Origin of the sequence: Clavibacter tessellarius, assembly GCF_001618005.1 — a bacterium.
In the GTDB taxonomy this organism is placed as follows: domain Bacteria; phylum Actinomycetota; class Actinomycetes; order Actinomycetales; family Microbacteriaceae; genus Clavibacter; species Clavibacter tessellarius_A.
On the sequence record NZ_LQXA01000061.1, the window covers coordinates 12587 to 35014 of the forward strand.

Below are 22428 nucleotides of genomic sequence, written 5' to 3' on the forward strand. Positions count from 1 at the left end.
CCGGCATCGCGCGTCTGGGGGGCGTGACGGAGACGAGGCCGCCGCACCGCCTAACATTCGAGAACCGTTCTCGACAAGGAAGTCGCCCCATGCGCACCCCCTCCCTCCTCGGCGTCGGCCTCGTGGTCGTCGGCCTGCTCGCCGGCGGCGTCGGATCCGTCGCCGCCCCGCCCGAGACCGCGTCCGCCGCCGGCCGCGCGTCGTGGCTGCTCGTCGCCGACCCGGTGGCGCACGCCGTCTCGATCGTCGACTCGGCGACCGGCCGCACCACGGGCTCCCTCAGGGACACGACGCTGGGCGCGCACGCCGGCGTCGTGCAGCTGGGGCACGGCCGCATCGCCTTCGTCGACGAGAGCGGCCCCCGGCTCGACGTGGTCGACATCTCCTCCGCCGGGGTCCCGCGCCTCGCATCGGCGACCCCGATCCCGTCCGCGGCCGGCGCCTGGACGCGCGCCGGCTGGATCTCGGACGACGCCGGCCACCGGTACGTCGCGGTCGGGTCGGACCTCGACGGATCCACCACGCAGCAGGTCACGCTCGTCGACACCCGCACGGGCCGCGCGAGCACGGCGGCCGTCCGCACGAGCGAGGTGGCCCTCGCGACCACGGGCGAGCGCGGCACCGAGGAGATGGAGACGTTCCTCGTGGGATCCCCGCTGCGCCTCGTCGTGAGCGCCGGCGGGCACCTCGACGCCTACGACGCCGGTGCCATCCTGCGCGGCGACGAGCACCCGGCCCCGATCGCCTCGACGCCGCTCGGCGCCTACCCGCACGGGCCGATCGCCGACGCGCGCGGCACGGTCGTCGGCTCGACCCTGCACGACGGCGTCGAGACGGTGCCGGTGACCCGCGACGGCTTCGGCCCGGCGACCACGCGGCCCTACCCGGAGCGCGCGCAGCAGAGCTACCGGCCGCGGATGGCCCCCGACGGCACGACGGCCGTGGGCGCGCAGGCGGGCGCCACGGCGGCCGACCCGGCGGTGCTGACCTCGTCGTCGATGCGCGGCGCGGGCATCGCGAGCGTCGCCCTCGGCACGGGCACGCCCACGCGCGCGGCCGTCGCGCCGTCCTACGCGGCGGCCGTGGTGACGGCGGACGGCGTCGACACGCTCGACCTCGTCGGGCGCGGTGCGGACGGCCTCTACGACGGGGCGGTCACGCGCGTGCGGCTCCCCGCGCTCGGGCAGGCGGCGGGCACCGGATCCTCCGCGCGCTTCCTCGCGGCCTCGGCCGACGGGTCGGAGCTGTTCCTCTCTCGGGCGGGCACGGGATCCGTGCTGGAGATCGACGTGCGCGGCACGACGGCCACCGTCCGCGGCACGATCGCCGTGCCGTCGGCCCTGGCGGACGGCGGCTACCTCGCCACCGTGGACCAGCACCAGCGGCCGTACGACCTCAGCGGGCGCTGACGCGCACGGCGCACCGCACGCACGACGAGGGCCGCCCGGATCACCGGGCGGCCCTCGTCGTGCGTGCGGTCGCGGCTACAGCGCGAGCGCGATGCGCCCGCTGAACACGCGGGTCACGGGCGGCGCGGCCAGCACCTCGCCGAGGCGCGCGGCGCCCTCGGGGGTGGCGCGCCAGGCGACGTACGCGTCGTGGTCGGCGGTCGACGCCCACTGCTCGACGACGACCATGCGGGCCGGGTCGGCGTCGTCGACGAGGACCTCGAGGCCCTCGTTGCCCGCGAAGGCGCGGGTGGCCTGCAGGGTCTCGGCGAGGACGTCCGCGACGTCGCCGAGGCGCGTCTCGTCGACCTGGATCTCGAGGTGCACGGTGGTGCTCATGGTGTCTCCGGTCCCGACGCCGGGCGGGCGGGGCCCCGTGCGACGTCGCTCATGTGCGGGGACGTTCCCCTCGTCCATCCAACCCCGGCCGCCGTCGGGGCATGCCCGCACGCCCGGCGCGGGCGTGTCGGCCGAGCGACCCAGGCGGCGGCGCCGCTCAGCGATCGCGGCGGAGCGCGGTGCGCAGCTTCCGGTACCCGGAGAGCGTGGGCGGGGCGACGGGCGTGCGCTCGGGCGCCGTGTCGAGCCGGAGCTGGCGCTGGGCGAACTCGCGCGTCTCGATGAGCATCGCGAGCCGCTGCTCCTCCGTCTTCGCCTTGCGGGTGTTGACCTCGGCGACGACGCCGCCCTGCCAGCCCTGCTCGGCGAGCCAGCGGAGGGTCTCGGCGACCGGCTGCGTGCCGCGGCCGGGGAGGAGGTGCTCGTCGAGGATCCGGCCGTCGTCCTGCGAGCCGGATCCGTCGCACAGGTGCACGTGGCGGAGGCGCGGGCCGAGGGCCTTCGCCATCTCTAGGGCGTCCTGGCCGGAGAGCGAGGCATGCGAGAAGTCGAGGGTGGTGGCGTCGCAGTCCATGTCGCGCGGATCCCAGCCGGGTGAGTACGCCTTCATGCTGCGGCCGGCGACCTGCCACGGGAACATGTTCTCGACCGCGATCTCCACGCCCGTCTCCGTCTGGATCGAGCGCACGATCTCGAGGAACGACTCGGCGTAGCCGGCCTGCCAGCGGAACGGCGGGTGCACCACGACGGCCGGGGCGCCGACCGCGCGCGCGAGCTCGGCCGACCTCTCCAGCTTCACCTTCGGATCCCGCCCCCACACGAAGTGGGTGAGGAGGAGGACGGGCGCGTGGATCGACAGGATCGGCAGGCCGTGCTTCTCCGACAGGGCGCGGAGCGCGTCGGCGTCCTGGGTGACCTGGTCGTTCGTCACCATGATCTCGACGCCGTCGAATCCGGCGCGCTTGGCCATGAGGAAGGCGTTCTCGACGGGCTGGGGGTACACGCAGGTCGTGCTCATGCCTACTCGGATCACGTCGGCGACCATACCCGGCGCCGCTGGGCCCGAGGGGTACGCGCGCGGTCCGGCGCGTGTCGGGTGCGCGACGCGGACAGGCGGCGTCGGCATGCTGGACGCACGCGGCGCACGTCCGCGGCGGGAGGAGGCCGGCATGGCGTCGGACGGATCGGACGGCGCGGCGGACGCGTACCGCAAAGAGCGGGCGGATGCTCCCCACGGCTTCTTCGAGGCGGAGGCCGCGGGCCTGGCCTGGCTCGCCGAGGCGGAGCCGGCCGGGGGAGCGCGCGTCGTGCGCGTGCTCGGCGTCGCGCCCGGCCGCATCGACCTCGAGCGGCTGCGACCGTCGCGCCCCACGCGGGAGGGGGCGCGCGCGTTCGGGGCGGCCCTCGCGATCACGCACGACGCGGGGGCGCCGGGGTTCGGGGCGCCGCCCGCCGGGCACGACGGCCCGGCCTTCATCGGGCGGCAGCCGCTGTCGGTCCTCCGCGGCGGTGCCCGGGGCGACGGCGCGGGCCCGGCCGACGACGCCGGATCCGGCTGGGGCGCCTGGTACGCCCGCGAGCGCGTCCTGCCCTACCTCCGCCGGGCGGTCGACGCCGGCAACGCCACCGCCGCGCAGGCGGCCGACGTGGAGCGCGCGTGCGCCGCCGCATCTGACGGCCGGTTCGACGACGGCGCGCCGCCGGCCCGGATCCACGGCGACCTCTGGTCGGGCAACGTGCAGTGGACCGACGGGGGAGCGGTCCTCATCGACCCGGCCGCGCACGGCGGCCACCGCGAGACCGACCTCGCGATGCTGGCGCTCTTCGGCTGCCCGGGCCTCGACGACGTGCTCGGCGCGTACGCCGACGCCGGATCCCTCGCCCCGGGCTGGCGCGACCGCGTCCCGCTGCACCAGCTCCACCCGCTCGCCGTGCACGCGGCGTCGCACGGCCCGGCCTACGGCGACGCGCTCCGCGACGCGGCGCGCGCGGTCCTCCGGAGGTGAGGGGCGGACGGCCGCCGTCACGAGCCGACGCGGACCCGGTCGGTCGCCGACCGCACTGGTAGCCTCGGATGACCGAGCAGGCACGACAGACCTCTGCGAGAACGAGACGGGAACCGTGACTCCGCCACCCTCATCCACGCCCTCCGCGACCGAGCCGACCGAGCCGACCGAGCCGACCGCCGCCGAGCAGGCGGACGGCGGAGACGTCCGGCCCGGCATCTACGACCTCGTCGTCGTCTCCAACCGCCTCCCGGTCGACCGGGTCGTCGCGGCCGACGGCACCACCTCGTGGCGGCACTCCCCGGGCGGCCTCGTCACGGCCCTCGAGCCCGTCATGCGCGCCAACGAGGGCGCGTGGGTCGGCTGGCCCGGCATCGCCGACCACGACGTCGACCCGTTCGTCGACGCGGGCATCTCGATCATCCCCGTCACGCTCAGCGAGCAGGACCTCGCCGAGTACTACGAGGGCTTCTCCAACGACACCCTGTGGCCGCTGTACCACGACGTCATCGCGCAGCCGAGCTACCACCGCGAGTGGTGGGACACCTACGTCAAGGTCAACCAGCGCTTCGCCGACGCCGCCGCGAAGGCCGCCGCCCCCGGGGCCACGGTGTGGGTGCAGGACTACCAGCTGCAGCTCGTGCCGAAGATGCTGCGCGAGCAGCGGCCGGACCTCACCATCGGCTTCTTCAACCACATCCCGTTCCCGCCCTACGGCATCTACTCGCAGCTGCCGTGGCGCACGCAGATCATCGAGGGCCTCCTCGGCGCCGACGTCATCGGCTTCCAGCGCGTCGCCGACGCGGGCAACTTCACGCGCGCGGTACGCCGCCTCTTCGGGTACACGACCCGCGGATCCACGGTCGACGTGCCCGTGCGCGGCGGCATCCCGCTCACCGTCCCCGGCACCAAGCCGTCGAAGCCCGTGCGCGAGCTCCGCACCCGGCAGGTCGTCGCCAAGCACTACCCGATCTCGATCGACGCCCGCAGCTACGAGGAGATGGCCAAGGACCCGGCCATCCAGGAGCGCGCCCGCCAGATCCGCGCCGACCTCGGCAACCCGAAGACGATCCTCCTGGGCGTCGACCGGCTCGACTACACCAAGGGCATCGGCCACCGCCTCAAGGCGTTCGGCGAGCTGCTCGCCGAGGGCCGCGTCACGGTGGAGGACGCGACGCTCGTGCAGGTCGCGAGCCCCAGCCGCGAGCGCGTGGAGACGTACAAGCAGCTGCGCGACGAGATCGAGCTCACGGTCGGCCGCATCAACGGCGACTACGGCTCCATCAGCCATACCGCCATCAGCTACCTGCACCACGGCTACCCGCGGGAGGAGATGGTGGCGCTGTGCCTCGCGGCCGACGTGATGCTCGTCACGGCCCTCCGCGACGGCATGAACCTCGTGGCCAAGGAGTACGTCGCCACGAAGCACTCCAACGAGGGCGTGCTCGTGCTCAGCGAGTTCGCGGGCGCCGCGGACGAGCTGAAGGCCGCGCTGCTCGTGAACCCGCACGACATCGAGGGGCTCAAGGAGGCCATCCTCCGCGCCATCGAGATGCCGAAGGCCGAGCAGCGCAAGCGCATGCGGTCGCTCCGCAAGCGCGTGTTCGAGAACGACGTCGCCGCGTGGTCGAGCTCCTTCCTCGCGGACCTCGGCCGCACGCACGCCGCCGCGATCCACGAGGGCCCCGACGAAGAGGTCGTCGAGCCCCTCATGGACGAGGGCTGGTAGCGGGCGTGGCCGAGCTGACCACCGACATCCAGGCCAAGGGCGGCCGCGGCTTCCCGGGCCGGCTGTTCGAGGCGCTGACGGAGCTCGCGCGCACGCCGCGCCTGCTCGTCGCGCTCGACTTCGACGGCACGCTCGCGCCCGAGGTCGACGACCCGGAGAAGGCGCGCGCGGTGCCCGAGGCGCGCGCCGCCGTGCTCGCGCTCCTCGCCCTGCCCGACACGCGGGTCGCGCTCGTCTCGGGTCGCGCGCTCCGCAGCCTCGAGGCCGTCGCCGACCTGCCGGACGACGTGCTCCTCGTCGGCTCGCACGGCGTGGAGATCCGCCTCGACAGCGACGACATCGAGCTCACCCTCGACGAGGGCGAGCTCGCGCAGCGCGGCGTCCTCTCGGACGTGCTCGGCCAGGTCGCCGACTCCCTCGACGAGGTGTGGATCGAGGAGAAGCCCGCGGGCTTCGCCCTGCACACGCGCCTCGCGACCGAGAAGCACAGCCGCATCGCGCACCTCGTCGCGACGCAGGAGGCGCACGCCGAGGTCGACGGCCTCAAGGTGCGCTCCGGCAAGGACGTGCTGGAGTTCAGCATCCGCCAGGCCACCAAGGGCGAGGCCGTCGAGCACCTGCGGCGGTACGCCGAGGCGTCCGCCGTCTTCTACGCGGGCGACGACGTCACCGACGAGGACGCCTTCGCCGCGCTCCAGGCCGGCGACCTCGGCCTCAAGAGCGGCACCGGCGCGACCGCGGCGGACTTCCGCGTCGACGGCCCGCACGACGTCGCGCGCGTGCTCCAGGTGCTCGCGGACCTGCGCGGCGAGCCGGCCGTGCTGCCCGACTGAGCTCGCGGGCGGATCCATCGCGGTCTCCCAGGCAGGGCCCAGGTAGACTGGGGAAATAGCCGACTCGCGAGAGGAGACCGCAGTTGCTCGTCCTCCTCTCGGCGTTCCTGATCGCCTCGATCGTCCTGCCGTTCCTCACCCGGGCCCTCGGCGTCCGCGCGTTCGTCGTGGCCGCGCTCGTGCCCGCCGCGGCCTTCGCCTTCACCGCCCTGCAGGGGCCGGCCGTGCTGCCCGACGGCGAGGTCGTCGAGCGGCTGGAGTGGATCCCGTCGCTCGGCATCACGCTCGACATGCGGATGGACGCGCTGTCCTGGCTCCTCGCGCTCGTCGTGACGGGCGTCGGAGCCCTCGTCCTCCTCTACTGCGCGCGCTACTTCCGCTCGAGCGAGGACGGGCTCGGACGGTTCGCGGGCCTCCTGCTCGCCTTCGCCGGGGTGATGTACGGCCTCGTGCTCGCCGACGACGTGTTCGTGCTCTTCACGTTCTGGGAGGCGACGAGCGTCCTGTCCTACCTCCTCATCGGCCACTACACGGGCAAGAAGGCGAGCCGCGGCGCGGCGCTGCAGGCCCTCCTCGTGACGACCGCGGGCGGGCTCGCGATGCTCGTCGGCCTCGTGATCCTCTCGGTCGCGGGCGGCACGACGAGCCTGGCGGCCCTCGTGGCGGATCCGCCCGGCGGCCCGCTCATCCCGGTCGCCGTGGTGCTGATCCTGCTCGGCGCGCTCTCGAAGTCGGCGCTCGTGCCCTTCCACTTCTGGCTGCCCGCCGCGATGGCCGCGCCCACCCCGGTGAGCGCGTACCTGCACGCCGCCGCGATGGTGAAGGCCGGCATCTACCTCATCGCCCGCCTGGCCCCCGGCTACGCCGACGTGCCGGGCTGGCGCGTGCTGCTCGTGTCGCTCGGCGTCGCGACGATGCTCGTCGGCGGCTGGCGCGCCCTCAAGCAGATGGACCTCAAGCTCGTCCTCGCCTACGGCACCGTCAGCCAGCTCGGCTTCCTCACGGTGGTCGTCGGCTACGGCACGCGCGACGCCGCGCTCGCGGGCGTCGCCCTCCTCCTCGCCCACGCGCTCTTCAAGGCCACGCTCTTCCTCGTCGTCGGCGTGGTGGACCACCGGGCCGGCACCCGCGACCTCCGCAAGATCAGCGGGCTCGGCCGCAAGGCGCCCGTGCTCGCGGTGATCACGGCGCTCGCGCTCGCCTCGATGGCGGGCCTCCCGCCGTTCCTCGGCTTCGTGGCCAAGGAGGCCGTGCTCTCGGCGCTCCTCCTCGACGCGGAGCTCGGCGGCGGCCTGGGCTGGGTCGCGCTCGTGGGCGTCTCGGTCGGATCCTGCCTCACGGTCGCGTACAGTGCCCGGTTCCTGTGGGGCGCGTTCGCCCGCAAGCGCGGCGTGGACGAGGTCCAGCCCGTGCACGAGCACCTCGACTTCCTGGTGCCGCCCGCGGTGCTGGCGGCGACCGGCCTCGTGCTCGGCTTCCTCGCCTCGTCCGTCGACGGGTGGATCGCCGGCTACGCGGACACGCTGCCGGCCGTGAGCGCCGGCGCCTCGGGCGAGCCCGACCACACCTACCACCTGGCGCTCTGGCACGGGATCGAGCCGGCGCTCCTCATCTCCGCGGGCACGCTGGTCGTCGGCCTCGCGATGTTCCGGTTCCGCGACGGCGTCTTCGCGCTGCAGTCGCGTGTGCCGTCCTGGGTCGACGCCGCGCGCGTCTACTGGGCCTCGATGCGCCTCATCGACCGGGTCGCGGCGCGCACCACGGCCACCACGCAGCGCGGCTCGCTGCCCTTCTACCTCGGCGTGATCCTGCTCGTGCTCATCGGCTCGGTGGGATCCGCGCTCGCCCTCAACCGTTCCTGGCCCGCCACGGCCGTGCCCTTCGACCACCCGGCGCAGCCCGTCATCGGCGTCGTGATGATCGTCGCCGCCATCGCCGCCGCCCGCGCCGGCAAGCGGTTCCAGGCCGTCGTGCTCGTGGGCGTCACGGGGTACGGCATGGCCGCGCTCTTCGCGCTGCACGGCGCCCCCGACCTCGCGCTCACGCAGGTGCTCATCGAGACCATCACCCTGGTCGCCTTCGTGCTCGTGCTCCGCCGCCTGCCCGTGCGGCTGGGGGAGCGGAACCGGTCGGTGCACCCGATCTGGCGCGCGTCCATCGGCATCGCGGTCGCCGCGCTCATGTCGACTGTGGCCGTCGTCGCGCTCGGAGCCCGCGTGGCGACGCCCATCTCGCTCGAGTTCCCGCGCCTGGCCTACGAGCAGGGCCACGGCAGCAACGTCGTCAACGTCACGCTCGTGGACCTCCGCGGCTGGGACACCATGGGCGAGATCTCGGTGCTCATCGTCGCGGCCACGGGCGTCGCGAGCCTCATCTTCCTCAACCGCCGCACCGACTCCCTGCCCCGGCTCACGGCGCCGTCGCGCCGCAGCCTGCTCGCGCGCCTCTCCGGCCGGCACGACCCGGCGACCACCACGGAGGCGCCCCTCGAGGTGGAGCAGGGCGCCGCGGGTCCACGCATGGCGGCGCGCGAGGCGGTCAAGGACCAGGGCCGCACCGAGCGGAGCCCCTGGCTCCTCGCCGGGCGCACGCTCGCGCCGCAGAACCGCTCGATCCTCCTCGAGGTCGTGGTGCGGCTCCTGTTCCACAGCCTCATCGTGGTGTCGGTCTACCTGCTGTTCTCCGGCCACAACCTCCCCGGCGGCGGCTTCGCGGGCGGGCTCCTCGCCGGCATGGCGCTCGTCGCGCGCTACCTCGCGGGCGGCCGCTACGAGCTCGGCGCCGCCGCGCCCGTGGATGCGGGCCGCGTGCTCGGCACCGGCCTCGTCTTCGCGGTCGGCACGGCCATCGTGCCGCTCGTCTTCGGCGCCGACGCCCTCACCTCCACCTGGATCGACACCGAGGTGCCCTTCGTCGGCCACGTCGAGTTCGTCACCAGCACCTTCTTCGACGTCGGCGTCTACCTCGTCGTCGTCGGCCTCACGCTCGACGTGCTCCGCAGCCTCGGCGCGGAGGTCGACCGCCAGGAGGAGAGCGACCGGACGGTCGAGCAGGGAGCGGACGGCATGGAGACCGAGCAGGGGGTGAGCGTGTGAGCGTCTCCGTCACCCTCATCGTGATCATGGCCGCGCTGTACGCGACCGGGATCTACCTGATGCTCGAGCGCAGCATGACGCGCGTGCTCCTCGGGTTCCTGCTCGTGGGCAACGCGACGAACATCCTCATCCTGATCATGTCGGGCCGCGTGGGCCTCGCGCCCATCTACGACCCCGAGGTCGACCCGTCGGAGTACGCCGACCCGCTGCCGCAGGCCCTCATCCTCACGGCCATCGTGATCACCTTCGGCGTCTCGGCGTTCCTCATGGCGCTCATCTACCGCTCCTGGCGGCTGGCCAACGCCGACGTGGTGACGGACGACGAGGACGACCTCGCGATGCGCGGGCCCCGCACGGGCCTCGGCGAGGAGCCCACCGTGCCCGACGACGACGACACCGAGTTCGGCACCAACGCCGAGGCGGCCATCGCCTCCGCCCGCGAGCTCCGCGGCAATCGATCCGACCTGGAAGAAGCCATCGACGACTCCGCCGACGACGACGACGACCGCGACTTCCGCACGAAGCGCGCCGAGAAGGGGGAGGGGGAGGGCTCGTGACGATCTTCCAGACCCTCATCCCGCTGGTCGTGCTCGTGCCGCTGCTCGGCGCGGCGGCGGCCCTCGTCGCGGCGCGCCAGCGCCGCCTGCAGGTCGCCGTCTCGGTGCTCGCGCTCGTGGTCGTCGTCGCGATCAGCGCGGTGCTCCTCGTGCTGGTGGACCAGCAGGGCGGCCAGTCCGTGGAGGTCGGCGGGTGGGCGGCGCCGTTCGGCATCGTGCTCGTGGTCGACCGGCTCTCGGCGCTCATGCTGCTGATCTCGTCGATCGTGCTGCTCGCGGTCCTGATGTTCTCGATCGGCCAGGGCCTCGAGGACGGCGACGGCGAGACGCCCGTCTCCATCTTCAACCCGACCTACCTGATCCTCGCGGCCGGCGTCTTCAACGCCTTCGTCGCGGGCGACCTCTTCAACCTCTACGTCGGGTTCGAGATCCTGCTCGTGGCGAGCTACGTGCTGCTGACGCTCGGCGGCACCGAGGCGCGCATCCGGGCGGGCGTCACCTACATCGTCGTGAGCCTCGTCTCCTCCATGCTGTTCCTCGCGTCCATCGCCATGATCTACGGCGCCCTCGGCACGGTGAACATCGCGCAGATCTCGGTGCGGCTCGACGAGATCCCGCCGGACGTGCAGCTGATCCTGCACATCATGCTGCTGGTCGCGTTCGGCATCAAGGCGGCCGTCTTCCCGCTGTCGTTCTGGCTGCCGGACTCCTACCCCACGGCGCCCGCGCCCGTCACCGCGGTCTTCGCGGGCCTCCTCACGAAGGTCGGCGTCTACGCGATCCTCCGCACGGAAACGGTCATGTTCCCCACCGACCAGCTCTCCACGGCCCTCATGGTGGTGGCGGCGCTGACCATGGTGATCGGCATCCTCGGCGCGGTCGCGCAGGCCGACATCAAGCGGCTGCTGTCGTTCACGCTCGTGAGCCACATCGGCTACATGATCTTCGGCATCGCGCTCAACACGGTGGCCGGCATGACCGCGACCATCTACTACGTGATCCACCACATCGTCGTGCAGACGACGCTGTTCCTCGCGTCCGGGCTCATCGAGCGCACGGGCGGCAGCACGTCGATCAACAAGCTCGGCGGCCTGCTCAAGGCGGCGCCGGTGATGGCGATCCTGTTCTTCATCCCGGCGCTCAACCTCGGCGGCATCCCGCCGTTCTCGGGGTTCATCGGCAAGGTCGCGCTGTTCGACTCCGGCGCCGAGGTCGGCGGCTGGCTCACCTACGCGGTCATCGCGGCGGGGGCGGCCACGAGCCTCCTCACGCTCTACGCCCTCGCCCGCGTCTGGAACATGGCGTTCTGGCGCGGGGCCGAGGAGGTCGAGGACTACGAGTCGCCGCTGCTCGAGCAGCTGTCCGAGCGGCCGGGCGGCGAGGGCACGACCACCGTGCGGAAGACCCCCGTGCTCATGACCGGCGCGACCGCCGGCATGGTCGTCGTCAGCGTCGCCCTCACCGTGTTCGCCGGCCCGGTCTACGCCCTCTCCGAGCGCGCGGGCGAGAGCCTCACCGGCCCCGGATCCGGCAACGGCTCCGGCGAGCAGGGCTACGTCGAGACCGTCTTCCCGGGCGGCGTCCGATGACCCCGCGCCGCGCCCGCGCGCGCGCCGAGCGGCTCACGCTCCTGGTGCAGCTGCCGCTCCTCGTCTGGCTCGTGATCCTGTGGCTCCTGCTGTGGGGCCACGTCACCGTCATCTCCGTGGTCACCGGCATCGTCCTGGCGCTGCTCGTCACGCGCGTGTTCTACCTGCCGCCCGTGGAGCTCTCGGGCCGGTTCGACATCCGCTGGGCGCTGATCCTGCTCGGGCACTTCGCGGTCGACCTCGTGCGCGCGTCCTTCCAGGTCGCCGCGCAGGCGTTCGACTGGCGCCGCGTGCCCGTCAACTCGGTCATCGCCGTGCACCTCCACACGCGCAGCGACTTCGTCATGACGCTCACGGCCGAGGTCGTGTCGCTGGTCCCCGGCTCCATCGTCGTCGAGGCCGACCGGGAGCGGTCGATCCTCTACCTCCACGCGCTCGGCACCTCCACCGCGGAGGACGTCGAGCGCGTGCGGCGCACGACGCTCGACGTGGAGAGCCGCATCGTCTTCACGCTCGGCACCGCCGACGACGTGTGGCGCGTCAACCGCGAGCGGCGCGAGACGGGCCGCGAGCCGCTGCTCCAGACCCGTCGGCAGCGCGCGCACGAGCTGGTGCGCGACCGCGACCTCGAGGCGGGGCTCATCACGACGACGGGGGAGGAGCTCGCGTGAGCATCGTCATGCAGGTCGGCTGGGTGCTCGTCGGCGCCCTCTTCTTCTCGGCCGCGGTGATGGCGCTCGTGCGCATCGTGCGCGGTCCGAGCATCCTCGACCGGATCATCGCGTCCGACGTGCTGCTCACCACGCTCATCTGCGTGCTCGGCGCCGAGATGATCTTCAACGGACACACCCGCACGGTCCCGGTGATGCTCGTGCTCGCCATGACCGCGTTCCTCGCGACCGTCGCCGTCGCCCGCTACGTCTCGAAGCAGGACCCCTCGTGAGCGACGTGCTCGCCTCCGGTCCGCTCGCCGACGCCCTCGACGTCGTGAGCCTCGTGCTCCTCCTCCTCGGCGGGGTGCTGTCGGTCGCCGCGGGCGTCGGCCTCCTGCGCTTCCCGGACCCGCTGGCGCGCATGCACGCGGCGACCAAGCCGCAGATCCTCGGCGTGATCCTGGTGCTCCTGGCCCTCGCCCTCCAGTCGCAGAGCCTCAGCACGGTCGCGATGCTCGTGCCCGTCCTCCTCTTCCAGATGCTCACGGCGCCCATCTCCGCCCACATGGTCGGCCGCGCCGGCTACCGCCTCCGCCACTTCCTGCGCGAGGACCTGCTCGTCGACGAGCTCGAGGAGGCCATCGACCGCGCCCACGAGGAGCTGCGGGACGCGGAGGAGGTGGACGCGTCGACCCTGCCCGTGGGATCCGCCGAGAACATCGCCGCCGAGGAGGCCGGCCACGTCCCGGGCGGCGCGGGTCCCCGCGACGAGGCGGCGCCCGTGGCATCGCCCGCCGACCCCGGGCACGGCGGCCGCGCGGACGAGCCGGACGACGGCCGCCTGCCGCCCGGCATCGGCTGACGCGTCGGTCCGCCGACCCCCAGGCCGCCGGGACTGCTCCGCGCGAGGATCTAAGCTCGTGCCATGCCTGAGATCGACATGAAGCCCCGGAGCCGTGACGTCACCGACGGGATCGAGGCCACCTCCTCGCGCGGCATGCTCCGCGCGGTCGGCATGGGCGACGAGGACTGGGAGAAGCCCCAGATCGGCGTCGCCAGCTCGTGGAACGAGGTCACGCCGTGCAACCTCAGCCTCGACCGCCTCGCCCAGGGTGCCAAGGAGGGCGTGCACGCGGGCGGCGGCTACCCGCTCCAGTTCGGCACCATCTCCGTCAGCGACGGCATCGCGATGGGCCACGAGGGCATGCACTTCTCGCTCGTCTCGCGCGAGGTCATCGCCGACAGCGTCGAGACCGTGATGATGGCCGAGCGCCTCGACGGCTCCGTGCTCCTCGCCGGCTGCGACAAGTCCCTGCCCGGCATGCTCATGGCCGCCGCGCGCCTCGACCTCTCCTCCGTGTTCCTCTACGCGGGATCCATCGCCCCCGGCTGGGTCAAGCTCTCCGACGGCACGGAGAAGGAGGTCACCATCATCGACGCCTTCGAGGCCGTCGGCGCGTGCAAGGCCGGCACGATGAGCCAGGAGGACCTGACCCGCATCGAGAAGGCCATCTGCCCGGGCGAGGGAGCCTGCGGCGGCATGTACACCGCGAACACCATGGCCAGCGTGGCCGAGGCCCTCGGCATGAGCCTCCCCGGCTCCGCCGCCCCGCCCAGCGCCGACCGCCGCCGCGACTACTTCGCGCACCGCTCCGGCGAGGCCGTCGTGAACCTCATCTCGAAGGGCATCACCGCGCGCGACATCATGACGAAGGAGGCGTTCGAGAACGCCATCTCCGTCGTCATGGCGTTCGGCGGATCCACGAACGCCGTCCTCCACCTCCTCGCCATCGCGCGCGAGGCCGAGGTCGACCTCCAGCTCTCCGACTTCAACCGCATCGCCGACCGCGTGCCGCACCTCGGCGACCTCAAGCCGTTCGGTCGCTTCGTGATGAACGACGTCGACCGCGTCGGCGGCGTCCCCGTCGTCATGAAGGCGCTGCTCGACGCGGGCCTCCTGCACGGCGACGTCATGACGGTCACGGGCCGCACCATGCGCGAGAACCTCGAGTCGATGGACCTCGCGGGCCTCGACGGCACGGTCCTCCGCACGATGGACGACCCCATCCACGCCACCGGCGGCATCAGCGTGCTGCACGGCTCGCTCGCCCCGGAGGGGGCGGTCGTCAAGACGGCCGGCTTCGACCTCGACGTGTTCGAGGGCCCCGCCCGGGTCTTCGAGCGCGAGCGCGCCGCGATGGACGCCCTCACCGAGGGCCGCATCTCGAAGGGCGACGTCATCGTCATCCGCTACGAGGGCCCCAAGGGCGGCCCCGGCATGCGCGAGATGCTCGCCATCACGGGCGCCATCAAGGGCGCCGGCCTCGGCAAGGATGTACTACTCTTGACGGACGGTCGATTCTCAGGCGGCACAACCGGACTGTGCATCGGCCACATTGCTCCCGAGGCGGTGGACGCAGGTCCCGTCGCCTTCGTGCGCGATGGAGACCGGATCCGCGTCGACATCGCCGCTCGCACGCTCGACCTACTGGTCGACGACGCCGAGCTCGCCGCCCGCCGTGAGGGGTGGGCCCCTCTCCCGCCGCGCTACACGCGCGGGGTCCTCGCCAAGTACGCCAGGCTCGTGCACTCGGCCGCCGAGGGCGCCATCACGGGATGATCCCCTCCCCACCTCCCGCACCACCTCCCAGGAATCGCGCACTCATGCCAGCTCTGCCCACCCCGCCCCCCACGCCGCAGGCGCCGACCGCCCACCAGGGCGACGAGATCCTCACGGGCGCCGAGGCCGTCGTCCGCACGCTCGAGCTCCTCGGGGTCGACGACATCTTCGGCCTTCCCGGCGGCGCCATCCTCCCCACCTACGACCCGCTCATGGACTCGACGAAGCTGCGCCACATCCTCGTCCGCCACGAGCAGGGCGCCGGCCACGCCGCCGAGGGCTACGCGTCCTCGAGCGGACGCACGGGCGTCTGCATCGCCACCTCCGGCCCCGGCGCCACGAACCTCGTGACCGCCATCGCCGACGCCTACATGGACTCGGTGCCCCTCCTCGCCATCACCGGCCAGGTGTTCTCCACCCTCATGGGCACCGACGCCTTCCAGGAGGCCGACATCGTGGGCATCACGATGCCCATCACGAAGCACAGCTTCCTCGTCACCAAGCCCGAGGACATCCCGGCGACCATCGCGTCGGCGTACCACATCGCCTCCACGGGCCGCCCGGGTCCCGTCCTCGTCGACATCACGAAGGACGCCCAGCAGCTCGAGGCGCCGTTCGTCTGGCCCCCCAAGATCGACCTGCCCGGCTACCGCCCCGTCGTCAAGGCGCATGGCAAGCAGATCCAGGCCGCGGCGCAGCTCCTGGTCGAGGCGAAGAAGCCCGTCCTCTACGTCGGCGGCGGCGTGATCCGCGCGAAGGCCCACGAGGAGCTCCTCGCGCTGGCCGAGGCGGTCGGCGCCCCCGTCGTCACGACGCTCATGGCCCGAGGTGCCTTCCCCGACTCGCACCCGCAGCAGCTCGGCATGCCGGGCATGCACGGCACGGTGCCGGCGGTGCTCGCGCTCCAGGAGTCCGACCTGCTCGTCTCGCTCGGCGCCCGCTTCGACGACCGCGTCACCGGCAAGGCGTCGCTGTTCGCGCCGCACGCCAAGGTCGTGCACGTCGACGTCGACCCGGCGGAGATCTCCAAGATCCGCATCGCCGACGTGCCCATCGTGGGCGACGCGAAGGACGTCATCGCCGACCTGGTGGTCGCGTTCCGCGAGGCGAAGGCCGCGTCCGCCGCGGAGCAGGACATCGCCGAGTGGTGGACGTACCTCGACGGGCTGCGCGAGCAGTTCCCGCTCGGCTACACGGAGCCCGCGGACGGCCAGCTCGCGCCTCAGTACGTCATCCAGCGCATCGGCGAGATCACCGGCCCGGAGGGCGTGTTCGCCTCGGGCGTCGGCCAGCACCAGATGTGGGCCGCGCAGTTCATCAAGTACGAGCGCCCCAACTCGTGGCTCAACTCGGGCGGCGCCGGCACCATGGGCTACTCGGTGCCCGCGGCGATGGGCGCGAAGGTCGCCCAGCCCGACCGGCACGTGTGGGCGATCGACGGCGACGGCTGCTTCCAGATGACCAACCAGGAGCTCGCCACCTGCACGATCAACGACATCCCCATCAAGGTCGCGATCATCAACAACTCCTCGCTCGGCATGGTGCGGCAGTGGCAGACCCTCTTCTACGAGGGCCGCTACTCCAACACCGACCTCAACACGGGCGGCGGCACCCGCATGGTGCCCGACTTCGTGAAGATGGCCGACGCGTACGGCGCCCTCGGGATCCGCGTGACGAAGCCGGAGGAGGTGGACGACGCGATCCGCCTGGCGCTCGCGACGAACGACCGCCCCGTCGTCATCGACTTCGTGGTCAGCCGCGACGCCATGGTGTGGCCGATGGTGCCGCAGGGCCTCAGCAACAGCGCCGTGCAGTACGCCCGCGACCACGCGCCCGACTGGGACGACGACCTCGCCGAGACCGGGAGGACCGAGAAGTGAGCCACATCCTGAGCCTCCTGGTGGAGGACAAGCCGGGCCTCCTCACCCGCGTCGCGGGCCTGTTCGCCCGCCGCGGGTTCAACATCGAGTCCCTCGCGGTGGGCGCGAGCGAGATCGAGGGGCTGTCGCGGATCACCGTCGTCGTCGACGTGGAGGCGCTGCCGCTCGAGCAGGTGACCAAGCAGCTGAACAAGCTCGTCAACGTCATCAAGATCGTCGAGCTCGATCCCGGCCAGGCCGTCGAGCGCGAGCACCTGCTCGTGAAGGTGCGCGTGGACAACGCGACCCGCTCGCAGGTGCTCGAGGCCGTGAACCTCTTCCGCGCCCGCGTGGTCGACGTGGCCACCGACGCGCTGATCATCGAGGTCACGGGCGACTCGGGCAAGGTGCAGGCGCTCCTGCGCGTGCTCGAGCCCTTCGGCATCAAGGAGCTCGCGCAGTCGGGACTCCTCGCCATGGGGCGCGGATCCAAGTCGATCACCGACCGCGTCTTCCGCACATCGTAGGGAACGTGCGGCTACGCCCGCGGCCCAGCCGCTAGGCTCCCCGCGCACGGCACGATGCACGCACCCGAACGTCCACGACCCACGCCCCGCGCGAGCGCGGGGCGCCTCGGCACGACCGCCCCTCGCACCACCCGCGGGGACGACAGAACAAGGAGATCCATCACGTGACTGACATCGTCTACGACAAGGACGCCGACCTCTCGCTCATCCAGGGTCGCAAGGTCGCCGTCATCGGCTACGGCTCGCAGGGCCACGCGCACGCGCTGAACCTCCGCGACTCCGGCGTCGAGGTCGTCATCGGCCTCAAGGAGGGCTCGTCGAGCCGCGCCAAGGCCGAGGAGCAGGGCTTCGAGGTCAAGACGCCGGCGGACGCGTCCGCCTGGGCCGACGTGATCGTCATCCTCGCGCCCGACCAGCACCAGCGCGGCCTCTACGCCGACAGCGTCCGCGACAACCTCACCGAGGGCAAGACGCTCGTCTTCGCGCACGGCTTCAACATCCGCTTCGGCTACATCGAGGCGCCCGAGGGCGTCGACGTCATCCTCGTCGCCCCCAAGGGCCCGGGCCACACCGTGCGCCGCGAGTTCGAGGCCGGCCGTGGCGTCCCCGTCATCGTCGCCGTCGAGGTCGACGCGTCGGGCAAGGCGTGGGACCTCGCCTGGTCGTACGCCAAGGGCATCGGCGGCCTGCGCGCCGGCGCCATCCGCACCACCTTCACCGAGGAGACCGAGACCGACCTGTTCGGCGAGCAGGCCGTGCTCTGCGGCGGCACCTCGCAGCTGGTGCAGTACGGCTTCGAGACGCTGATCGAGGCGGGCTACCAGCCGCAGATCGCGTACTTCGAGGTGCTGCACGAGCTCAAGCTCATCGTCGACCTCATGTGGGAGGGCGGCATCGCCAAGCAGCGCTGGAGCATCTCCGACACCGCCGAGTACGGCGACTACGTCTCCGGCCCGCGCGTCATCACGCCGGACGTCAAGGAGAACATGAAGGCCGTCCTCGCGGACATCCAGTCGGGTGCCTTCGCCAAGCGCTTCATCGAGGACCAGGACGCCGGTGCGCCCGAGTTCCTCGAGCTGCGCAAGAAGGGCGAGCAGCACCCCATCGAGTCGACCGGTCGCGAGCTGCGCAAGCTCTTCGCGTGGAACAAGGCCGACGACGACTACACGGACGGCTCGGTCGCCCGCTAGCCGACGCCCCCGCATCACCGGACGCCCGGTCGCCTCGTGCGACCGGGCGTCCGTGCGTGCGGGCCCGGCGTCCCGCCAGGTGGGCGCCTGGGGTGTGGGCGCCCGCGGTGTGGCGCCCGCGGCGGCCGCTCGGTGCGGAGCCCGTACCATCGGGGGATGCCCCGGACTCCCGATGACGACGCCCTGAGCTGGGCCGGCGAGGAGGCGGACCCGACGCTCGCCCGCTCGCCGGAGCCGCAGCGCGCCCAGCCGCACCGCACCTCCGCCGACCCCCGCGCCGCGGGCGCCGGTCGCGCGTCCGCCCTCGGGGCCACGGCCGCGCGCCGGGCCGCCTCGGCCGACGCGTCCTCGGCCGGCGCGTCCTCGGCCGACGCGTCCTCCGGTGACGTCCCTTCCCCGCGCGGCCGCCTGGTCGCCGACGACGAGGTCGCGCCCGAGGCGTCGCCCGAGGTCGTCGGGCTGGCCTTCTTCGGTGCCGTCGCGATCCTCGAGGCCATCGCCTGGTTCTTCGTGGTGCGCGACAACCCGTCGAACGCGGGATCGGCGTTCCAGGTGGGCGTCGCGCAGGCCACCGAGGCGCTCACCGTGCTCGCGCCCGTGCTGTGGCTCGCGGCCGTGATCGCCGCCGGGCGCGGGATGCGCCTCGGCGGACGCATGCTCGTGCTCGCCGTCGGCGCCGTGATCCTGTTCCCGTGGCCCTGGCTGGTGACCCGGTGAGCGCCCGTCGCACCGCGTCAGGGTCGCCGGCGTCCGTCCCCGTCCGCCCGCGCCGTGGCCGGCCCACGCGCACCGGCTGGGTCGTGGGGATCCTCGGGGCCCTCGCCCACGGGGTCCTCGTGTGGCAGGCGGTCGACCAGTACACGGCCTTCCGCGACATCGCGGCGGCCTTCGGCGGGACGCTCCGCGGCGGGACCGTCGCGGCCCTCGTCGGCGCGATCGTGGTCCCCGTCGCGGCGTTCGTCGTCGCCGCGCGCGCCACGCGCGGGCGGCCGGTCGCCGCGCGCGTCCTCGTGATGCTCGCGGGCCTCGCCGCCGCGAGCGCGCTCACCGTCGGTGTCGCGACCCTGGTGCCGATGCTCTGAGGCCGGCGTCGGCCTAGAGCGGCCAGCCCGCGAACAGCACGAGCGCGATCAGCACGACCTGCGCCACGAGGCGCGGCACCAGCGGGATCGCGATGCGGCCGAAGCGCTCGGGGTGCCGGGCCGCGAAGGCGTTCGCGGGGAAGACCGCGACCAGGAACACGGCCAGCGCGATGCCCGCCGCGAGCCGCACGGGGTCGACGAGGAGGCCGACGCCGCCGGCGATCTCGCACACGCCCGTGATCCACACGAGCGCCAGCGGAGAGGGCACCCCTGGACGCCGGAACGACGGCGGGATGATCTCCGCCATGACCCGCGCGGCCTTCGGCGCGAAGTGGTTCACGCCCATGCCGACGAACACGAGGGCCAGCAGGATCCGCACGGCGAGCTGGATCGCAGCCCACGTCTCATCGCTCATCCGCCCATTCTGGGGCCACTAGCATGTGAGGGTCCCAGCCGCCCCCGCCCGAAGGACCGCCTCTTGACGAAGCCCGTCGTGTTGATCGCCGAAGAACTCTCGCCCGCCACCGTCGACGCCCTGGGGCCCGACTTCGACGTCCGCTCCGTCGACGGCACCGACCGCCCGGCGCTGCTCGCGGCCCTCGCGGAGGCGGACGCGGTGCTCGTGCGCTCCGCCACCCGGATCGACGCGGAGGCCATCGCGGCCGCCCCGCGCCTGCAGGTGGTCGCCCGCGCCGGCGTCGGCCTCGACAACGTCGACATCAAGGCCGCGACCACCGCGGGCGTCATGGTCGTCAACGCGCCGACCTCGAACATCATCTCGGCCGCCGAGCTCGCCATCGGCCACATCCTCTCGCTCGCGCGGTTCATCCCGGATGCCAGCGCGTCGCTCAAGCAGGGCCTCTGGAAGCGCTCGTCCTTCACGGGCGTGGAGCTCTACGAGAAGACCATCGGCATCGTCGGCCTCGGCCGCATCGGCACGCTCGTCGCCCAGCGCCTCGCGGGCTTCGGCGCCACGCTCGTGGCCTACGACCCCTACGTCACGCCGGCCCGCGCGCAGCAGCTCGGCGTGCGGCTCCTCCCGCTCGACGAGCTCATGGCGGCGTCCGACTTCATCACCATCCACATCCCCAAGACGCCCGACACCACGGGCCTCATCTCCACCGAGCAGTTCGCGCTCGCGAAGCCCTCCCTGCGCATCGTCAACGCCAGCCGCGGCGGCATCATCGACGAGGACGCGCTGTACACGGCGCTCAAGTCGAAGCGCATCGCGGGCGCCGGCCTCGACGTGTTCGTGAGCGAGCCGCCCACCGGGTCGCCGCTGCTCGAGCTCGACAACATCATCGTCACGCCGCACCTCGGCGCCTCCACCGACGAGGCCCAGGAGAAGGCCGGCGTCTCGGTCGCGAGGAGCGTGCGCCTGGCGCTCGGCGGCGAGCTCGTGCCCGACGCGGTGAACGTCGCCGGCGGCGTCATCGACCCGTACGTGCGCCCCGGCATCCCGCTCATGGAGAAGCTCGGCCAGGTGTTCTCCGGGCTCGCGCACGAGGCGCTCACGAGCATCGACGTCGTGGTGCGCGGCGAGCTCGCCGGCTACGACGTCAGCGTGCTCAAGCTCGCGGCGCTCAAGGGCGTGTTCACGAACGTCGTCAGCGAGAACGTCTCCTACGTCAACGCGCCGCTCCTCGCCGAGCAGCGCGGGCTCGAGGTGCGGCTCATCACCGACGCCGTCTCGGAGGAGTACCGCAACGTGCTCAGCATCCGCGGCGCGCTCTCGGACGGCACGACCGTGTCGGTCTCGGGCACGCTCACGGGCACGAAGCAGATCGAGAAGCTCGTCGAGATCGACGGCTACGACGTCGAGGTGCCCTTCAGCCGCCACCTCATCGTCATGAAGTACGAGGACCGCCCCGGCATCGTCGCGGTCTACGGCAAGGAGTTCGGCGACGCCGAGGTCAACATCGCGGGCATGCAGATCGCCCGCCAGGAGGCCGGCGGACGCGCGCTCAGCGTGCTGAGCGTCGACTCGCCCGTGCCGGACGGCGTGCTGGAGAACGTGCGCCGCGCGATCCAGGCCACGTCGCTGCGCGAGATCGACATCGCCGACTGATCCCGGTCGGGCCGGACCGCGCGAGGGCGGCCGCTGCGGCGGTCGCCCTCGCGGCGCGTCCGGGGACGGTCGGCTGCGAGTCGGTCGGCTGTGAGCGTTCGGCCGTGAGCGGCTCGGCCGCGGGGCCGGTCAGCCGCGGGTCGAGCGGAGCCGCACGAGGTCGTCGACCACGCGGATGAGCTCGTCGAGCGCGGAGTCGGCCGGCGCGGATCCGCCCAGCCACGGCTGCAGCGCCGAGTTGTAGTAGAGCCCGTCGCCGATGAGGAGCACGGCGCGCGCGACGGCGGGGTCGCCGACGGCCTCGAGGATCACGGCGGCCCACTCGTCCTGGAGGTGCGTGAGCGTGTCGCGCGCCCGCGAGTGGTTGCCCTGCGCGAGGCGGGACGTCGCGACGTAGGCGCGGTCGAACGGCGTCGCGGTGGAGAGCGAGCCGCGGATCCACCGGTCGACCGGCCCGCGCTCGGCCCGCCGCAGCCGCTCCACGTCCTCGCGGGCGAGCGCCGACATGCGAGCGAGGAGCCCTTCGACGAGCGCCTCCTTGCCGCCGAAGTGGTACAGGAGGCCGCCCTTGGAGACGCCGGCCGCGGCGGCGACCGACTCGAGCGTCGTGCCCCGCTCGCCCTGCTGGACGAGCAGCTCCTCGAACGCATCGAGGATCCGGTCGCGCGCGGTGGCGGTCGCGGTGGTCGCGGGGGAGCCGGCGCCGGGCGCGACGGCCTCGATGGAGGCGGACGGATCGGCGGCGTGGGGCGCGGGCGAGTCGGGCGGTGCGTCGGGCATGACCCCAGCGTAACCGCGGCTTGCCCGCTGTACCGACCGGACGGTACAGTGAT

The 22428-nt window shown here is 72.9% G+C and carries 21 protein-coding genes; 17 read left to right on the forward strand and 4 right to left on the reverse strand.

Annotation, left to right across the window (positions count from 1 at the left end):
• Positions 1-89 precede the first annotated feature (89 nt).
• A complete protein-coding gene (locus AWH51_RS14820) occupies positions 90-1409 on the forward strand; it encodes a hypothetical protein (protein WP_063072822.1) in 1320 nt (439 codons plus the stop codon).
• 75 nt (positions 1410-1484) lie between these two features.
• Here the strand turns inward: AWH51_RS14820 and AWH51_RS14825 are convergent, their stop codons facing one another.
• The gene (locus AWH51_RS14825; protein WP_063072823.1) at positions 1485-1787 is read right to left on the reverse strand and encodes a putative quinol monooxygenase; all 303 of its coding nucleotides are present in this window, start codon (positions 1785-1787) and stop codon (positions 1485-1487) included.
• A 157-nt stretch (positions 1788-1944) separates the two neighbouring features.
• Positions 1945-2820 (reverse strand): sugar phosphate isomerase/epimerase family protein, encoded by an 876-nt coding sequence (locus tag AWH51_RS14830; protein WP_063072951.1) that lies wholly within the window; start codon positions 2818-2820, stop codon positions 1945-1947.
• Between the two features lie 136 nt (positions 2821-2956).
• Here AWH51_RS14830 and AWH51_RS14835 point away from each other — a divergent pair, with 136 nt between their 5' ends.
• The 15 genes from AWH51_RS14835 to AWH51_RS14905 all read left to right on the forward strand — a co-directional run bounded on the left by AWH51_RS14835 (position 2957) and on the right by AWH51_RS14905 (position 19527).
• Complete coding sequence (locus AWH51_RS14835; protein WP_063072824.1) at positions 2957-3793, forward strand: fructosamine kinase family protein; 837 nt, start codon at positions 2957-2959, stop codon at positions 3791-3793.
• A 115-nt stretch (positions 3794-3908) separates the two neighbouring features.
• A complete protein-coding gene (otsA, locus tag AWH51_RS14840; RefSeq protein ID WP_063072825.1) occupies positions 3909-5522 on the forward strand; it encodes an alpha,alpha-trehalose-phosphate synthase (UDP-forming) in 1614 nt (537 codons plus the stop codon).
• A gap of 5 nt (positions 5523-5527) precedes the next feature.
• Positions 5528-6355, forward strand: coding sequence for a trehalose-phosphatase (otsB, locus tag AWH51_RS14845; protein WP_063072826.1), 828 nt, complete (start codon positions 5528-5530; stop codon positions 6353-6355).
• Positions 6356-6438: 83 nt separating this feature from the next.
• The gene (locus tag AWH51_RS14850; RefSeq protein ID WP_063072827.1) at positions 6439-9450 is read left to right on the forward strand and encodes a Na+/H+ antiporter subunit A; all 3012 of its coding nucleotides are present in this window, start codon (positions 6439-6441) and stop codon (positions 9448-9450) included.
• Positions 9447-10007, forward strand: a complete 561-nt coding sequence (locus AWH51_RS14855) for a Na(+)/H(+) antiporter subunit C (protein ID WP_063072828.1) — start codon at positions 9447-9449, stop codon at positions 10005-10007. Before AWH51_RS14850 ends, AWH51_RS14855 begins: the two co-directional genes overlap by 4 nt.
• On the forward strand, positions 10004-11596 hold the full coding sequence (locus AWH51_RS14860; protein WP_063072829.1) for a Na+/H+ antiporter subunit D: 1593 nt from the start codon (positions 10004-10006) through the stop codon (positions 11594-11596). Before AWH51_RS14855 ends, AWH51_RS14860 begins: the two co-directional genes overlap by 4 nt.
• Positions 11593-12267 carry a Na+/H+ antiporter subunit E gene (locus AWH51_RS14865; protein ID WP_063072830.1) on the forward strand — a complete coding sequence of 225 codons (675 nt, stop codon included), beginning with the start codon at positions 11593-11595 and terminating at the stop codon, positions 12265-12267. The genes AWH51_RS14860 and AWH51_RS14865 overlap by 4 nt, the downstream gene beginning before the upstream one ends.
• Positions 12264-12539 carry a monovalent cation/H+ antiporter complex subunit F gene (locus AWH51_RS14870; RefSeq protein ID WP_081235155.1) on the forward strand — a complete coding sequence of 92 codons (276 nt, stop codon included), beginning with the start codon at positions 12264-12266 and terminating at the stop codon, positions 12537-12539. The genes AWH51_RS14865 and AWH51_RS14870 overlap by 4 nt, the downstream gene beginning before the upstream one ends.
• Positions 12536-13111 (forward strand): monovalent cation/H(+) antiporter subunit G, encoded by a 576-nt coding sequence (gene mnhG, locus AWH51_RS14875; RefSeq protein ID WP_063072831.1) that lies wholly within the window; start codon positions 12536-12538, stop codon positions 13109-13111. Before AWH51_RS14870 ends, mnhG begins: the two co-directional genes overlap by 4 nt.
• 63 nt (positions 13112-13174) lie before the next feature.
• Positions 13175-14869, forward strand: coding sequence for a dihydroxy-acid dehydratase (gene ilvD / locus AWH51_RS14880; RefSeq protein ID WP_063072832.1), 1695 nt, complete (start codon positions 13175-13177; stop codon positions 14867-14869).
• 44 nt (positions 14870-14913) lie between these two features.
• The gene (locus AWH51_RS14885) at positions 14914-16749 is read left to right on the forward strand and encodes an acetolactate synthase large subunit (RefSeq protein WP_175345537.1); all 1836 of its coding nucleotides are present in this window, start codon (positions 14914-14916) and stop codon (positions 16747-16749) included.
• The gene (gene ilvN, locus AWH51_RS14890; RefSeq protein ID WP_063072833.1) at positions 16746-17255 is read left to right on the forward strand and encodes an acetolactate synthase small subunit; all 510 of its coding nucleotides are present in this window, start codon (positions 16746-16748) and stop codon (positions 17253-17255) included. Before AWH51_RS14885 ends, ilvN begins: the two co-directional genes overlap by 4 nt.
• Positions 17256-17419: 164 nt before the next feature.
• Positions 17420-18445: a ketol-acid reductoisomerase gene (gene ilvC / locus AWH51_RS14895; protein ID WP_063072834.1), complete on the forward strand. Its 1026-nt coding sequence runs from the start codon at positions 17420-17422 to the stop codon at positions 18443-18445.
• A 156-nt stretch (positions 18446-18601) separates the two neighbouring features.
• The gene (locus AWH51_RS14900) at positions 18602-19162 is read left to right on the forward strand and encodes a hypothetical protein (protein WP_063072835.1); all 561 of its coding nucleotides are present in this window, start codon (positions 18602-18604) and stop codon (positions 19160-19162) included.
• Positions 19163-19245: 83 nt separating this feature from the next.
• The gene (locus AWH51_RS14905; protein WP_254654604.1) at positions 19246-19527 is read left to right on the forward strand and encodes a hypothetical protein; all 282 of its coding nucleotides are present in this window, start codon (positions 19246-19248) and stop codon (positions 19525-19527) included.
• Positions 19528-19540: 13 nt separating this feature from the next.
• Here AWH51_RS14905 and AWH51_RS14910 read toward each other — a convergent pair whose 3' ends face one another.
• Positions 19541-19942 carry a DoxX family membrane protein gene (locus tag AWH51_RS14910; protein ID WP_063072837.1) on the reverse strand — a complete coding sequence of 134 codons (402 nt, stop codon included), beginning with the start codon at positions 19940-19942 and terminating at the stop codon, positions 19541-19543.
• A 63-nt stretch (positions 19943-20005) separates the two neighbouring features.
• Between AWH51_RS14910 and serA the strand changes: the two genes are divergently transcribed.
• The gene (serA, locus tag AWH51_RS14915; protein WP_063072838.1) at positions 20006-21595 is read left to right on the forward strand and encodes a phosphoglycerate dehydrogenase; all 1590 of its coding nucleotides are present in this window, start codon (positions 20006-20008) and stop codon (positions 21593-21595) included.
• Between the two features lie 129 nt (positions 21596-21724).
• Here the strand turns inward: serA and AWH51_RS14920 are convergent, their stop codons facing one another.
• Positions 21725-22375 (reverse strand): TetR/AcrR family transcriptional regulator, encoded by a 651-nt coding sequence (locus AWH51_RS14920; RefSeq protein ID WP_063072839.1) that lies wholly within the window; start codon positions 22373-22375, stop codon positions 21725-21727.
• Between the last annotated feature and the right edge of the window lie 53 nt (positions 22376-22428).